Raw genomic sequence first — 14,746 nt, forward strand, 5'->3', positions numbered from 1 at the left:
CTCCTCGCGTGCTGTTCAGGATGCCGCAGCATTCGCGGCCACCGGCCGCGACGCCGGCGTCCAACGGAATGCGGCACCAAAACGGTTCCAGACGTTGATCGAGGCGACTGCCGAGGTCAGGTACATCAGCTCGGTCTGTGAGAACTCACGGGTAGCATCCGTGTAGACCTCCTCGCTGACGCCCTCGGGCAGCAAGGTCAACGCCTCCGCCCAGGCCAGCGCTGCACGCTCGCGCGCGGAGAAGATCGGCGCCTCGCGCCAGACCGCGACCAGATGAAGCTTGTCGACGGGAACGCCAATCCGCTCCGACAGCAGGACGTGGTGCTGCACGCAGAAGGCGCAGCCGTTGATCTGAGAGGCGCGCAGCTTGACGAGTTCGACGAGCTGCTTGTCCAGGCCGGCCTTGGTTGCGAGTTGACCGAGCGCGAGCACCACATCGTAGACGTCTGGCGCGATCTTCTTGAAATCCTCGTATTCGCTGCGGGCATGCGACATTGCGGTTCACCTCGTCTTATTGTAAGTGTCCTTATATCTTATAAGAGCTCTGATATGTCGCGCAAGACTGCCGCCGCCACAAGATCGAAAATTGCCCGCAAGCTGCCCGGGCCCGCCGACGACGGCACGATACGTGTCCCCGCGCCCGGCGAAGGCAAGCGCGGCGAGGAAGGCTATCTCGGCTATCTCTTGCGCCAGGCCCACGCCGCGGTTCGGCTGACGATGGAACGGACGCTCGCCGATCTCGGCGTGACCTCGCCGCAATTCGCGGTGCTGACGATGTTGAACGCTTATCCTGGGCTGTCAGGCGCCGACGTCGCGCGCCTCACCTTCCAGACGCCGCAGACCGTCGGCGTCATCATCCGCAATCTCGAACGTGACGGCGCGATCGTGATGACGCCGCATCCCGTTCATGGCCGCATCCAGCAATGGACGCCGACGCCGCGCGGTGCGACGCTTTTGAAGGCGTGCCGGGAGCGTGTGATCGAATTGGAGAAGCGCCTTGCTCGGGGCCTGGATATGAAGACGGAGACTGCAATCCGGCGCTGGCTCACCGGCATCGCGACCGAGCTGCAAGGGGATTAGGCGCCCTGAATCCCGCCGCTTGCGACCGCATGACTCTACCCGCCTTTCAGCACATCCTTTACCTCGCCGTCGGGCCAGGCTTCGCCTGCGGCGATCACCCGAACGCGGGTGCTATCGGCAGCGCTGACCAGCACATGCGAACTCACCCGGTCGCCGGTCGGCTCCAGGTGCAGCTCCGTTTCGGGCTTCCAGCTCAGCGTCGTCGCGAGATCGCCGGGAAAGATCTGCCATTGCGATCCGTCGTCGAGCTCGACGACGTGGCATTCCGCATGGGCGCGTATCTTCATTCCACCCCGAATTGCCATTGAGCGGCTAGCGTGCGGAAGGCGGGCCCCGGACCTACCGGGGCCCTGCTCCGTCAGTCGTTGTCGTGATGGATCACGGTCTTGCTGCGATTGCCGAATTCATCCTGCTTCTTGATCACCGTGGTGCGTTCAGAGGGCTCGCGCTCCCTGATGACGGTGGTGCGGTCGCGATCACGGTCTCGCTCGCGGTACTCATGGGACTGACCAACCGTCACCCCCGCGCCGACCGGGCCGACATGAACGCCGACTTCATCCGCGAACACGGGCGTCGCAACGGCGGTGACCAGGGCGGCGGCAAACAGATATTTCCTCATATTCTCCTCCTCATCTCGTGCGGAAGGAATGCGGGACTGCGACAGTTTGTTCCGACGGAACGAGCAATCGAGGCGACACCGAATCGTGCACGCTGTTCCAGGAACCGACTCACACGGGCCGTGTTTCCGGCTAGAATGTGCCAATGAAACACGCTGATTCCTCGCCCCGTCAAACGCGCCGCGCGCTTCTGAAATCCACGCTGGGCGCGACCGCCCTGCTCGCATTCCCCACGAGCGTTTGCGCTGCGCCTCCGGGATTCGAGGAATGGCGCGAGAGCTTTCGCGCACGCGCCATGGCGAAGGGCATTTCCGCCGCGACCTGGCAGCGCGCGATGGGGCGTGTCGAGCCCGACATGAGCGTGTTCAAGCAGATGCGCAACCAGCCCGAATTCCACGAGCAGGTCTGGCAATACATCAATCGCCGCGTCTCCGATTGGCGCATCATCAACGGCAAGATTGCGCTGAAGAACAACGAGGCGCTGCTCGCGCGCGTCGAGCGCGATTTCGGCGTCGAGCGTGGCACGTTGCTGGCACTGTGGGGCGTCGAGTCCGCCTATGGCGATCCTCTGGTGCAGCAGAACCACATGACGCCGGTCTTTCCCTCGCTCGCCGCGCTCGCCTGGAACGAGCCGCGCCGCAAAGCCTATTGGGAGACCGAGCTGATCAACGCGCTGCGCATCGTCGAGAAGGGCTGGAGCACGCCCGAGGAGATGAAGGGTTCCTGGGCCGGCGCGATGGGGCATTCGCAATGGATGCCGGAGGTCTGGCTCAATGTCGGCATCGACTATGACGGCGATGGCAAGGTGTCGCCCTTCGGCAAGCCCGACGACGCGCTGGGCTCCACCGCAAAATATCTCGTCAATCGCGGCAAGTGGCATCGCGGCGAACATTGGGGCTATGAGGTGCGCGCGGCCGGTAATATGAGTGGCAGCCGAACCTATGCGGCTTGGCAGGCAGCCGGCGTCACCCGTGCCGACGGCCAGCCTTTCCCGCAGCCGAACGCATCCGCGCAGATGTGGACGCCCGTTGCGGGCGGGCCGACGTTTCTGCTTGGACCGAATTTCTACTCGGTGAAGAGCTACAACCCTTCCATGAACTATGCGCTCGCGATCTGCCATCTCGGCGACCGCTGCCTCGGCGCGCCGCCCTTCATCCAACCCTTCCCCGGCTCCGAGCGCGCACTGACGCTTGCCGAGGTGCAGGAGATGCAGACGCGCCTGACCAAAGCCGGCTTCGACACCGGCGGCACCGACGGCCGCGTCGGCAACGACACCATGAAGGCGATCAAGGATTTCCAGCAGCGCGCGGGGATCACGCCGGCGGATGGCTATGGCGGACTGAAGGTGCTCGCGAAGCTGCGGCAGGGGTCGTAGGCCGACGCTTCGCGCGCCCCGGAATGACAGCTTGCCTCAATGCCGGTACTGCGGCTCCTCGGCATCCAGCTGCCGGCGGATCGCAGCGAGATGCAGCCGCGCGGATTCGCTGTCGCCCTCGCGCATCTGCCTGTAGGTTTCCGCCGCGATCGCCGGGTCCACCGGCAGCACTTTCCGTCCCGTCGACATTGCCAGCACCTGCACTTCGGCGGCGCGTTCGAGGTAGTAGAGATCGTCCCAGGCTTCCGCGATGGTCGGGGCCAGCACCATCACGCCGTGATGCTTCATGAAGACGATGTCGGCGTCACCCACGGCCGAGGCGATCCGCGCGCCTTCGCGGTTGTCGAGTGCGAGGCCGTTATAGTCGCGGTCCACGGCCGTCCGGCCATAGAATTTCAGCGCGGTCTGGCCGGCCCAGATCAACGGGTCGCCCTCGGTCATCGACAGCGCCGTGGCGTAGGGCATGTGAGTGTGGAACGCGACTTTCGCGCGCGGCAGCAATCTGTGCATCTCGGCATGGATGAAGAACGCGGTCGCCTCGGGCACACCCTCGCCGTCGAGCACGTTGCCGTGAAAGTCGCAGATCAGGAGCTTCGACGCGGTCAGCTCGCGAAAGGCGTAGCCATGGGGGTTGACGAGGAACAGATCGTCATGACCGGGCACCACGGCCGAGAAGTGGTTGCAGATGCCCTCCTCAAAACCGTTGCGCGCCGCCATGCGGAAGCAGGCAGCCAGATCCTCGCGCGCGGTGCGGATCGCATCGGTGGCGAGGTCCGGCCGGTTGGAGGGGAATGGCGCGGGTGAGGACGCGTGAAGGCTATGCGCCATGGCGAAGGACACCTCTGTCGGACGGGAGCTATCCGCGTTGTACAGCGGCCGCGCCGGCGCGTCAGCCCCTGCGCGTGCCACCCTGCCCTGCGCGGCTCAGGCCCGCCGCGGCACGCCTCCGGCGTTCATGCCGCCGTCGATCACGAGCTCGCTGCCGGTGACGTAGCGCGAGGCATCGGAGGCCAGATACAGCACGCCGGAGGCGATCTCCGCGGCCTGCCCGGCGCGGCCGAGCGGCGTTGCGACCTTGGCCCGCTCGTCAGGATCGATCGGCGCGTTCTGCCCGGCCCCGGTCGCCCCCGTCGGGATCTTGCCCCAGATCGGGGTGTCGATGATCCCTGGATGAACCGAGTTGACGCGGATGCCGTCGCCCGCCGCCGCGCATTCCATCGCGATCGACTTGGCGAACAGCCGCACGCCACCCTTGGTCGCCGAATAGGCCGACAAGCCGGGCGCGCCGCGCAGGCCCGCCAGCGAAGACATCATGACGATCGAGCCGCCGCCATGCTTGCGCATCAGGGGCAAGCAGTGCTTCACCGAGAGAAAGACACCGTCGAGATTGATCGCGTTCTGCTTGCGCCAGTCGGCGAGCGTCATGTCGACGATCGAGGGCACGGCAATGCCGATGCCGGCATTGGAGACCATGATATCGAGCCGGCCGTAGCGCTTGGCGACCTCGTTGACGATTTCGATCCAGCGCTCCTCGCTGGTGACGTCCTGCTCGAGGAAGATCGCCTTGCCGCCGGCTTTCGTCACGCGCTTGGCGAGTTCCGGCCCGCGCAGCTCGTCGATGTCGGTGATGACGACGGTGGCGCCCTCGCGCGCGAACAGCTCGACGATGGCTTCACCGATGCCCGAGGCGCCGCCCGTCACCAGCGCGACCTTGCCCTCAACCTGCCCTGCCATGTTCACTCCCCTTTTTGTTGTTTGAGCGATTTGGTTTTAGCGCATGATCTCGTCGGATCTTGCGTCATCTGATTACGGATGGCCCCTGGTCCGGTAGCGCGACGTCGACGACGCGGAATTGCACCCGCTCGGCACCCTGGTAGCGATCGACCGAGAGCGAGCCCGCGACATGCAATTGCTGGCCGCGATTGGCGAGCAGCGCGTTGCCGAGCTTCTGGCCGATCGAACGGAACGCGATGCCGTTGACGATGGCGCCGTCGCCCGACTTGAAGCGCAGCCGCAGATGCGCCTGGCCGACCTCGTCGGCAAAGACGAGCTGATGTGCCGGCAGCGCCAGCACCGGCTCCGGATTGCCGCTGCCGAAGGGACCGGCGCGGTTCAGCGTCGCCGCAAGCTCGGTCGTCACGGCGCGCGCGGAGACGGCACCGTCGATATAGAGCTCGTTGACGTGGCGCGCCTCGGCGACGTCCTGCGCCAGCGCGTTCTCGAGATAGGCGCGAAATTCGGCGAGCTTCTCCTTCCGCAGCGTCACGCCCGCAGCCATCGCGTGGCCGCCGCCCTTGAGCAGGATGCCGTCGGCCACCGCCTGCCTTACCGCCTTGCCGAGATCGACCCCGGCGATCGAGCGGCCCGAGCCGGTGCCGATGCCACCGGGCTCGAGGGCAATGGCGAAGGCCGGCCGCGCAAACTTCTCCTTCAGGCGGGAGGCGACGAGGCCGACGACGCCGGGGTGCCAGCCTTCGGAGGCCGTGACGATCACGCCGAGCTTGTCCTCCAGCCCGATCGAGGCCAGTGCCTCGGCTTCGGCCTGCGCTTCCGCGGCCTGCTCGATGACGCGGCGCTCGCTGTTGAGGCGGTCGAGCTCGGCGGCGATCCGCGCGGCCTCGACGCTGTCGCCTTCGAGCAGCAGCCGCACGCCGAGATCGGCGCGGCCGATCCGGCCGCCCGCGTTGACGCGCGGCCCCAGCATGAAGCCGAGATGCCAGGCCTCCGGCGGCCCGTTCAGCCGCGCCACGTCCATCAGCGCGGTATGGCCGACATGATCGCGGCGCCGCATCGCGATCAGGCCCTTGGCGACGAAGGCGCGGTTGAGGCCGATCAGCGGCGCCACATCCGCAACCGTGCCGAGCGCGACGTGATGCAGCATGCCGAGCAGATCGGGCTCGGGCATCTCCGCGCTCCAGAAACCGCGCTGGCGCAGCTCGCGATTGACCGCGACCAGCGTCACCAGCACGAGGCCGACGGCGGCCAGATGGCCGAGCCCTGAGAGATCGTCGAGCCGGTTCGGGTTGACCAGCGCGTCGACCTCCGGCAGCTCCGTGCCGGCCTGGTGATGGTCGATCACGACCACGGACATGCCGAGGCGCTTGGCTTCAGCGAGCGGCTCGATGCTGGTGGTGCCGCAATCGACGGTCACGAGCAGCGTGGCGCCTTTCGCCGCCAGCCCGCGCACGGCCTCGACGTTGGGGCCATAGCCCTCGAAGATGCGATCGGGAATGTGGATCAGCGGATCGAGGCCGCAATGGCGCAGATGCCAGGCGAGCAGCGCCGCAGAGGTCGCGCCGTCGACATCGTAATCGCCGAAGATCGCGACCGTTTCGCCCTTCGCTGCGGCATCCGCGATCCGCTTGGCGGCTGCCTCCATCTCCGTCACCGTGAACGGGTCCGGCATGAGCTTGCGGATGGTCGGATCGAGGAAGTCGGCGACGGCATCGATATCGACTCCGCGGCCCGCCAGCACCCGGGCCAGCAGCTCCGGCAATTGATGCTGCTGCACGATGGCGAGGGCCTTGGCCGCTCCGCGCGCATCCAGCCGGTCGCGCCAGAGCTTGTCGGTGAGCGAGCGCGCCACGCCCAGGAACGCCTGCGGCGCTTCGACGGGTAAGGCAGTGGCAGGCGGCGTCATGAGTCGCAGTCGGTTTGAGGAACCTGCGGCCGACGATGTCGCGTCGGTCCGGCTAGCAGGACGATTGACCCGGAATCCCCAGGGATTTGCAATCTCCGCGGCGCACAAAGCGGTGGATTGCCGATTTGCTGCGCTGACTGACTATCATTTGAGCAGTCCGCAAAACAGCAAATTAAGCAGGCGTTAGGCGGAATCTTCGAAAAAGACTTGTATTCGATCTGTAATTTCTAGTTCCGGGTTCATTGCAGATCAGACCTCATTGCCAAGGGAAATCCCCCGATGTCTGCTGCGCTGGGTCTGAAAGCCAAGCCGCTCGCCACCGAACCCGCTGACGACGATTCCGACATCTCCGCGCTGATCAACCGCCTCACCGCGGAGGTCAACCAGATCGCGGTCGACAAGACCAAATCGATCCAGCAGATCACCAACCAGATGAAGATGCTGGCGCTGAACGCGCTGATCGAGAGCTCGCGCGCCGGCGCGCAAGGCGCGGGCTTTGCCGTGGTGGCGCAGGAGGTGCGCGGCGTCGGCCAGCAGGTCGAGACCATCGCACGCGAGCTCGAGACACAGCTAACGAAACGGACGGGCGACCTCGTCTCCTCGATCGAGCAGATGAGCCAGCGATCGCGCGGCGAGCGCATGATGGATCTGTCGCTGAACGCCATCGAGCTGATCGACCGCAACCTCTATGAACGCACCTGCGACGTGCGCTGGTGGGCGACCGATTCCGCCGTGGTCGATTGCGCGGCCTCCCCCGGCGCTGCAGCCGTCTCGCATACCTCGCAGCGCCTCGGCGTGATCCTCGGGGCCTACACGGTTTATCTCGACCTCTGGCTCTGCGACCTCGACGGCAACGTCATCGCCAACGGCCGGGCCGACCGCTTCCGCGTCGTCGGCCAGAACGTCGCCCACACCAAATGGTTTCGCGAGGCGCGAACCTTGCGCTCCGGTGACGACTACGTTGCCGGCGACGTCGAGAACCAGCCGCTGCTCGGCAACGCGCAGGTCGCGACCTATTGCGCCAGCGTCCGCGCCGGCGGCCAGGCCAATGGCGCCCCGATCGGCGTGCTCGCCATCCATTTCGACTGGGAGCCGCAGGCCCGCGCCATCGTCCAGGGCGTCCGCGTCGGCGACAGCGACAAGGCCCGCGTGCTGCTGGTCGATTCGAATCTGCGCGTCATCGCGGCGTCCGACGGACAGGGCATCCTCAGCGAGCGCATCTCGATCTCCCTGAACGGTCAGCGCTCCGGCGTCTATCACGACCGCGGCGGCTCGCTGGTCGCCTTCCATGCGACGCCGGGCTACGAGACCTATCGGGGGCTCGGCTGGTACGGCGTGATCATCTGCGGGGCCTGAGGCGCCGCTCGATTCAAAAACGCGAAAACAACCCCATGCACAGTAGGCTGGGGTTGTTTTCATTGACGTTTTCCGCTGGCCAAAATACCTCACAAGAACGCTTTGACGCGTCGGGCAAGACGGCGGCGTCAAAACAGCGGCGTTTATGGCATCGGGCATGACCATTCCCGCAACGCCATCGCGAGGCAGGCCGCTCCCAGGCAAAAGCTCGCCTTATTGCTCGGATAGGCTGTGCGCAGCATCACGCTGATCGACGGACCGTGAGTGCTCACGTCGTCCTATGCCCTGGAGATCTTTCATGAAGATTGTCGTGATCGGGGGAACCGGATTGATCGGATCCAAGCTCGTGGCGCGGCTCAAGCAGCAAGGCCACGAGGCTGTGGCAGCCTCACCGAAATCAGGCGTGAATGCCGTGACCGGCGAAGGCCTCGCTGCGGCATTGGCGGGCGCGGATGTCGTCGTCGACGTCGCCAACGCGCCGTCCTGGGAGCCCGCCGCCGTGCTCGAATTCTTCGAGCGTTCGAGCAAGAACCTCGTCGCGACGGAGGCTGCCGCGGCCGTGAAGCACCACGTGGCCCTGTCGATCGTCGGGACGGAGCGGTCGCCCGACAACGCCTATTTCCGGGCCAAGCTCGCCCAGGAGACGATCATCAAGTCGGCCCGGGTCCCCTACTCGATCGTGCGCGCCACCCAGTTCTTCGAATTCCTCGGCGCCATTGCCGAAATAGGTGCGATTGACGGCAAGATCGTCGTTCCCTCGGCATTGTTTCAACCGATCGCCGCGGACGACGTCGCAGCTCGCCTCGCGGAGGTCGCAACGGACAAGCCGCTCAACGGCACGATCGACATCGCAGGGCCCGAGAAGGCCCCTTTCAATGAATTCATCGCGCGCCGCCTGAAGGCGTCCGGCGACCCCCGGACAGTGATCGGAGACCCGAAGGCGCCCTATTACGGCGGCCCTATCGACGATACATCGCTGAACCCGCTCGGCGAGGCGCGGCTGGGGAAGACGCCGCTGGCGGCGTGGCTTGCGAGCCTCTGACAGCCCTGCTGTCGTTCAACCCCGGCGCTTTCCAGCCGTTGCCATCTCAGCCGCGAGCAGCACCGCGGCACGGCTGGCGCCGATCGAAGCAATGCCCTGCCCGGCGATGTCGTAGGCGGTGCCGTGCGCGGGCGTGCAGATCGGGAATGGAAAGCCGCCGAGCATGGTCACACCGCGATCGAAACCCATCAGCTTCATCGCGATCTGGCCCTGGTCGTGATACATCGTCAGCACCGCATCGAAGGCGCCGCTCTTGGCGCGCAGAAACACCGTGTCGGCGGGGAACGGTCCCTCCGCGGCAATGCCCTCGGCCTGCCCGGCTGCGACGACGGGCGCGATGACGTCGATCTCCTCGCGGCCGAAATTGCCGCCGTCGCCGGCGTGCGGATTGAGGCCGGCGACCGCGATGCGCGGCCGCGCGAAGCCGGCGTTGCGCATGCAGGCATCGGTTAGCTTGAGCGCACGATGAATGCGCTCGCTCGACAGCTTGGCTGCGACGTCCCTCAGCGGGATATGGGAGGTGACCCGCGCGTTCCAGAGACGATCGAGCACATTGAATTCGCTGGCGGGAGTCTCGAGACCGACCACCTCCGCGGAGAAAGCGATCTCGTCGTCGTAGTCGGCGCGCGCCAGCCGCATCGCCTGCTTGTTGAAGGGGGTGAAGCAGGCCGCGTCGACGCGGCCGTCCCGGCCGAGCTCGAGCGCGTGCTTGTAATTGGTCAGTGCGAATTTGCCGCCGGCAAGAGTGGCAGTCTTCGGCTCGACCTCGCGGGGAGCGAGATGGCCGAGATCGACGAACAGCGCTTCGCCCTCTGCCGCGTGAAGATCGGCGTCCGGCTCCACCGTCGACAGAGCCGGCTTGACGCCGGCAACGCGCGCGCCCTCGTCGAAGATGCGGCGGTCGCCGATGACGACGAGCCGGCTTTGGGCGCGGATGTCGTCCTGCGCCACCAGCCTGGCCGTCAGCTCGGGGCTGATGCCGGCGGGATCTCCCATGGCCAGCGCAATCAGCGGCTTTGCGGTCATATGATCACTTTCTCCTGGCTCGTCGCCTCAGTGGCGGGGGATGCGGGTTTGCGCCAAAGGCGCGCCAGCTGCAGCACGAGCGGCAGCAGCAGAAGCGCGATGCCGGCCACGATCAGGCATGTCACCAGCTTGTTGGCAAAGAAGATGCCGAGGGATCCCTTGGACATCAGCATCGACTGCCGGAACGCGTCCTCGGCCTTGTCGCCGATGACGATGGCGAGCACGAGCGGTGCCAGCGGATAGAACAGCTTCTTGAAGAGATAGCCGACGATCCCGAAGCCCAGCATCATCACGACGTCGAGATAGGAGTTCGACACCGAATAGGCGCCGACGACGCAGATGATCACGATCAGCGGTGCGATCACCACGAAGGGAATCCGCATCAAGGCGGCGAACACCGGAACGGTGAGCAGCACCAGCGCGACGGCGACGATGTTGCCGACATACATCGAGGCGATCAGGCCCCAGACGAAATCCTTCTGGTCGACGAACAGCATCGGCCCGGGATTGAGGCCCCAGATCATCAGGCCGCCCATCATGACCGCCGCGGTCGCCGAGCCTGGAATGCCGAGCGAGAGCATCGGCAGCAGCGCGCTGGTGCCGGCGGCATGATCGGCAGTCTCCGGCGAGATGATGCCTTCAACCTCCCCTGTGCCGAAATACCGGCCGCGACGCGAGAAGCGGCGGGCAATGCCGTAGCTCATGAACGATGCCGCGGTCGGGCCGCCCGGCGTGATCCCCATCCAGCAGCCGATCGCAGCGCTGCGCAACAGCGCTACGCTGTGGCGCGGCAGCCGGCCGACCGCACGGAACACTTCACGCCAATCGATCTTCGAGGACACGGCGCGGGCATGAAACTCTTCCTCGACCGCGACCAGGAGCTCGCCGATGCCGAACAGGCCCATCACCGCGACGACGAAGCTGACGCCCTTGACAAGTTCGTCGACGCCCATGGTGAGACGCACGCTGCCGGACACCGTGTCGATGCCGATCGCGGCGATGGCAAAGCCGATCGCGAGCGCCACGACCGTCTTGACCGGCGCCGCGCCGCCCATGCCGACGAAGCTGGCAAAGGCCAGGAAATAGACCGCGAAATATTCGGCCGGGCCGAAGGCGAGCGCGACCTGCGCCACCCAGGACGCGAGGAAGGTGATCAGGACAACGCCGATCAGGGCGCCGAATGCGGCCGAGCCGAAGGCGGTCGCGAGCGCCGTGGTTGGCCTTCCGTCCCGCGCCATCGGATAGCCGTCGAAGGTGGTCGCGACCGACGACGGCTCCCCCGGAATGTTGAACAGGATCGAGGTCACGGAGCCGCCGAACAGCGCGCCCCAATACATGCTGGAGAGCAGGATGATCGCCGACACCGGCTGCATGCCGAAGGTCAGCGGCAACAGCAGCGATACGCCGTTCGGTGCACCCAGTCCCGGCAGCACGCCGACGAGAATGCCGAGCAGCACGCCGACGACCATCAGCACCAGATGCGGCACGGTGACCGCGATGCTGAAGCCGTGCAGGAGCTCCGCGAGATTATCCATCGACTTCTCCGTCAGAGCCCGAACATGGCGGCGAGCGCGCCGTGCGGGAGGCTGACCTGGAACATGCGCTCGAACACGACATAGAGCGCGAGCGCCGTTGCCCCCGCCATCGCCAGCGCACGCGGCACGGATTGGTGGCGCGGGATGGCCAGCACCGTGAAGACGTAGAGCGCGGAGGCGACGTACATCCCGGCGAGCGGAATCGCGGCGACGAAGATCGCGGCCGGCACGAACAGGCCGGCAAGCCGGCGCAACTCCACCGGCGTGATGGCGATCGGAACATTGGCCAGGGATGCCACCGGCAGCACGCCCCGTGCCAGATTGTAGAGGCTGCCGAGCACGATGATGATGCCCGTCAGGAACGGGAATGTCCCGGCATCGACGCCCGCGCTCGACCAGCCGATGCCGTTGTCGAGGCTTTGGATCACGACAGCGACACCAAAGCCGCCGGTGAGGACGGCAGTCGCAAGTTCAAGCGCGCGGCGGGAGATCATGGAGGACTCCGCTTCGGCGGCGTATTGTGGCCGAGTCTGACCCAAGCAGTTTCCCAGCGCTCGGTGTCGTCCCTGCGGACGCAGGGACCCATAACCCCGGGAGCAGATTGACGAAGATACGAAGCCAAGTCGGTATGACGATCAATGCACATCGAGAGATCACGCGGTATGGGTCCCTGCGCCTCCGTGCGCAATTGCGCACTAGGCAGGGACGACAGCGGAGGTGTTGGGCAAGCCCGGCGCATATCCAAGCTGGCGCCCCGTCTCACTTCACCAGCCAGCCCTGCTCGCCCGCGACCTGCTTGACGTGTTCGAGGTCCTCCTTGATGAACTTGTCGAATTCGGCGCCGGTCAGGAAGGTGTCGACCTGGGAGGTCTTCTCGATGTAATCCTTCCACTCCGGCGTCGCCTGCACCTTCTTCATGAGGTCGACATAGAACGCGGCCTGGTCCGGCGTGACCTTGCCGGGCAGCCACACGGTGCGCGGCTGCTCATATTGCTTGATGTCGAGGCCCTGCTCGACGCAGGTGGGAACGTCGCCCCAGCCTTCGGTCGCCGTGATCTTGGCGCCCTGCGGCAGCCGCTTCGGGCTGAACACACAGAGCGGGCGCTGCGTGCCGCCGCGCCATTGCCCGAGGCTCTCGCTGGGATTGTTGACGTGGGAGTCGAGATGTCCGCCGGCGAGCTGCACGGCGGTCTCGGCGCCGCTCTTGAAGGGGATGTAGGTCAGCTTGACCTTGCCGGCTTTCTCGATCATGCGCGTCAAGACCTCGTCGGTGTCCTTGGACTGTGCGCCGCCCATCTTGAATTCGCCGGATGCGGCGGCCTTCAGGTAATCGCCCGCATTCTTGTATGGCGCGTCCTGCTTGACCCAGAGCAAAAACTCGTCCTGCGCCATCGCCGCGATCGGGGTGAGATCGGTGTAATTGAAGGCGACCTTGGAGACGAGCGGCTGCTGCCAGGCATTGGAGGTGCCGAAGATCACCTTGTAGGGATCGCCGGCCGACGCCTTGCCGTAGACATAGCCTTCGGCACCGCTACCGCCGCCCTTGTTGACGACGACGATCGGCTGCTCCGTCAGCTTGTGCTTGGTGATGATGTTCTGCACTGCGCGGGCGAGATTGTCGGTGCCGCCGCCGGGGCCGGCGGTGGCCACGAACTCGATCGGCTTTTGCGGTTGCCAGGCACTGAGCGCGGGCATGGTACCGGCGAGCACGGTTAAGGCTGCGGAGAGCAGAAATATTGACGTCCGACCCATGATTTCCTCCAGCTGATTTTTGTCTTTTCTAATTTTTGTCTTTGGCCTTGTCGTATTCACGTCCGATCAGGCGACGCGTTCCGCCTGTCTTCCCGAGGCCAGGACGATTGCGCCTTCTTTTGCGAGCGCTTCGATCTGCTTGTGGTCGAACCCGTGCTCGGCCAGCACGTCTCTCGTGTGCTCACCATAGACCGGTGCGCCTGACAGCACTTTGCCTGGGGTCTCCGAAAACTTCACGGGCAGCCCGATCGTCTTCACGGGACCGAGCGTGGAATGCTCGACCTCGACCACCATCTCGCGCGCCAGCGTCTGGGGATCACTGAGCGCCTCCAGCATGTCGTGCACGGGGCCGCACGGCACGCCCTTCTCGTCCAGCGCGGCAAGCCAGTGCGCCCGAGTTCGGGTGCGGAAGCGCTCGCTGAGGACCGCCTCGAGCTCCTTGAGATTGGCCATGCGGTCGGCGCCGTTGACGAAGCGCGGATCGGCGGCGAGCTCGCTCGCACCGAGCGCTTCCAGCATCAATAGCCAGTGCTTCTTGTTGGCGCCGCCGACCACGAGCCAGCCGTCCGAGGCCTCGAACGCCTGATACGGCGCGTTGAGCGGATGCGCCGAGCCCATCGCGCGCGGCGCGGTGCCTGCGGCGAGCGCGATAGTGGACTGCCAATAGGTCTGCACCAGCGCGGCCTCGTAGAGCGAGGTCTCGACCCACTGCCCCTCCCCGGTCTTGAGGCGGTGCGTGTAGGCCGCCAGAATGCCCATGCTCGCGAGCAGGCCGGCGGTGATGTCGGACAGCGGCGGGCCGCATTTCACGGGCGGACCGTCGGGGCGTTCGCCCGTAAAGCTCATGATGCCGCTCATGGCCTGCGCGACGAGATCGAAGCCGCGGCGGTGCTTGTAGGGACCGGTGCGGCCGAAGCCCGACAGCGAGCAATAGATCAGCGATGGATATTGCTTGTGAAGCTCTTCGTAACCGAAGCCGAGGCGCTCCATGGCGCCGGGCGCGAAATTCTCGACCAGCACGTCGGCATTCGCGATCAGCCGGCGCAGTACCTGTTTGCCGCCCTCGGTCTTGAGGTCCAGCACGATGCCGCGCTTGTTGCGGTTCATCATTAGGAACGAGGCCGCCTCATCGCCGATCTTCGGCGGTACGGAGTGGCGGGTATCATCGCCGTTCGGCGATTTCTCGATCTTGATGACGTCGGCGCCCATGTCGGCGAGCATCAGGGTGCAGGTCGGGCCGGCCATGACATGGGTGAGATCGACGACCTTGAGCCCGGCAAGCGGTCCTGAACGGCGGGAGGTAGATTGCGAACCTGGCATCGG

The 14,746-nt window shown here is 65.8% G+C and carries 15 protein-coding genes; 4 read left to right on the forward strand and 11 right to left on the reverse strand.

Annotated features, from left to right (window positions below):
* Positions 1 to 15 precede the first annotated feature (15 nt).
* Entirely contained in the window at positions 16 to 495 is a 480-nt protein-coding gene (locus XH83_RS18325; protein WP_194402213.1) for a carboxymuconolactone decarboxylase family protein, read from the reverse strand.
* 54 nt (positions 496 to 549) lie between these two features.
* Here XH83_RS18325 and XH83_RS18330 point away from each other — a divergent pair, with 54 nt between their 5' ends.
* Positions 550 to 1,080: a MarR family winged helix-turn-helix transcriptional regulator gene (locus XH83_RS18330; RefSeq protein WP_194402214.1), complete on the forward strand. Its 531-nt coding sequence runs from the start codon at positions 550 to 552 to the stop codon at positions 1,078 to 1,080.
* A 35-nt stretch (positions 1,081 to 1,115) separates the two neighbouring features.
* On the opposite strand, the gene XH83_RS18335 is transcribed toward XH83_RS18330, so the two are convergent.
* Positions 1,116 to 1,367 carry a hypothetical protein gene (locus XH83_RS18335; RefSeq protein ID WP_194402215.1) on the reverse strand — a complete coding sequence of 84 codons (252 nt, stop codon included), beginning with the start codon at positions 1,365 to 1,367 and terminating at the stop codon, positions 1,116 to 1,118.
* Positions 1,368 to 1,438: 71 nt separating this feature from the next.
* Complete coding sequence (locus tag XH83_RS18340; protein WP_194402216.1) at positions 1,439 to 1,699, reverse strand: hypothetical protein; 261 nt, start codon at positions 1,697 to 1,699, stop codon at positions 1,439 to 1,441.
* A gap of 143 nt (positions 1,700 to 1,842) precedes the next feature.
* On the opposite strand from XH83_RS18340, the gene XH83_RS18345 reads away from it, so the two are divergent.
* Positions 1,843 to 3,072 carry a lytic murein transglycosylase gene (locus tag XH83_RS18345; protein ID WP_194402217.1) on the forward strand — a complete coding sequence of 410 codons (1,230 nt, stop codon included), beginning with the start codon at positions 1,843 to 1,845 and terminating at the stop codon, positions 3,070 to 3,072.
* Between the two features lie 36 nt (positions 3,073 to 3,108).
* Here the strand turns inward: XH83_RS18345 and XH83_RS18350 are convergent, their stop codons facing one another.
* From XH83_RS18350 to recJ, 3 genes are all read right to left on the reverse strand, one after another.
* Positions 3,109 to 3,900: an aldolase gene (locus tag XH83_RS18350; protein WP_194402218.1), complete on the reverse strand. Its 792-nt coding sequence runs from the start codon at positions 3,898 to 3,900 to the stop codon at positions 3,109 to 3,111.
* Between the two features lie 96 nt (positions 3,901 to 3,996).
* The gene (locus XH83_RS18355) at positions 3,997 to 4,806 is read right to left on the reverse strand and encodes an SDR family NAD(P)-dependent oxidoreductase (protein ID WP_194402219.1); all 810 of its coding nucleotides are present in this window, start codon (positions 4,804 to 4,806) and stop codon (positions 3,997 to 3,999) included.
* Between the two features lie 64 nt (positions 4,807 to 4,870).
* Positions 4,871 to 6,712 (reverse strand): single-stranded-DNA-specific exonuclease RecJ, encoded by a 1,842-nt coding sequence (gene recJ / locus XH83_RS18360; protein WP_194402220.1) that lies wholly within the window; start codon positions 6,710 to 6,712, stop codon positions 4,871 to 4,873.
* A gap of 279 nt (positions 6,713 to 6,991) precedes the next feature.
* Between recJ and XH83_RS18365 the strand changes: the two genes are divergently transcribed.
* Positions 6,992 to 8,068, forward strand: coding sequence for a methyl-accepting chemotaxis protein (locus tag XH83_RS18365; protein WP_194402221.1), 1,077 nt, complete (start codon positions 6,992 to 6,994; stop codon positions 8,066 to 8,068).
* Between the two features lie 298 nt (positions 8,069 to 8,366).
* Positions 8,367 to 9,110 (forward strand): SDR family oxidoreductase, encoded by a 744-nt coding sequence (locus XH83_RS18370; RefSeq protein WP_194402222.1) that lies wholly within the window; start codon positions 8,367 to 8,369, stop codon positions 9,108 to 9,110.
* Between the two features lie 15 nt (positions 9,111 to 9,125).
* Here the strand turns inward: XH83_RS18370 and XH83_RS18375 are convergent, their stop codons facing one another.
* From XH83_RS18375 to XH83_RS18395, 5 genes are all read right to left on the reverse strand, one after another.
* Complete coding sequence (locus tag XH83_RS18375; protein ID WP_194402223.1) at positions 9,126 to 10,136, reverse strand: 4-hydroxythreonine-4-phosphate dehydrogenase PdxA; 1,011 nt, start codon at positions 10,134 to 10,136, stop codon at positions 9,126 to 9,128.
* On the reverse strand, positions 10,133 to 11,671 hold the full coding sequence (locus XH83_RS18380) for a tripartite tricarboxylate transporter permease (protein ID WP_194402224.1): 1,539 nt from the start codon (positions 11,669 to 11,671) through the stop codon (positions 10,133 to 10,135). Before XH83_RS18380 ends, XH83_RS18375 begins: the two co-directional genes overlap by 4 nt.
* Positions 11,672 to 11,682: 11 nt before the next feature.
* A complete protein-coding gene (locus XH83_RS18385) occupies positions 11,683 to 12,165 on the reverse strand; it encodes a tripartite tricarboxylate transporter TctB family protein (RefSeq protein ID WP_194402225.1) in 483 nt (160 codons plus the stop codon).
* Positions 12,166 to 12,430: 265 nt separating this feature from the next.
* Positions 12,431 to 13,423, reverse strand: a complete 993-nt coding sequence (locus XH83_RS18390) for a tripartite tricarboxylate transporter substrate binding protein (protein ID WP_194402226.1) — start codon at positions 13,421 to 13,423, stop codon at positions 12,431 to 12,433.
* A 66-nt stretch (positions 13,424 to 13,489) separates the two neighbouring features.
* A complete protein-coding gene (locus XH83_RS18395; protein ID WP_194402227.1) occupies positions 13,490 to 14,743 on the reverse strand; it encodes a CaiB/BaiF CoA-transferase family protein in 1,254 nt (417 codons plus the stop codon).
* Positions 14,744 to 14,746 lie beyond the last annotated feature (3 nt).

Origin of the sequence: Bradyrhizobium sp. CCBAU 53351, from assembly GCF_015291745.1 — a bacterium.
Taxonomy (GTDB): Bacteria; Pseudomonadota; Alphaproteobacteria; order Rhizobiales; family Xanthobacteraceae; genus Bradyrhizobium.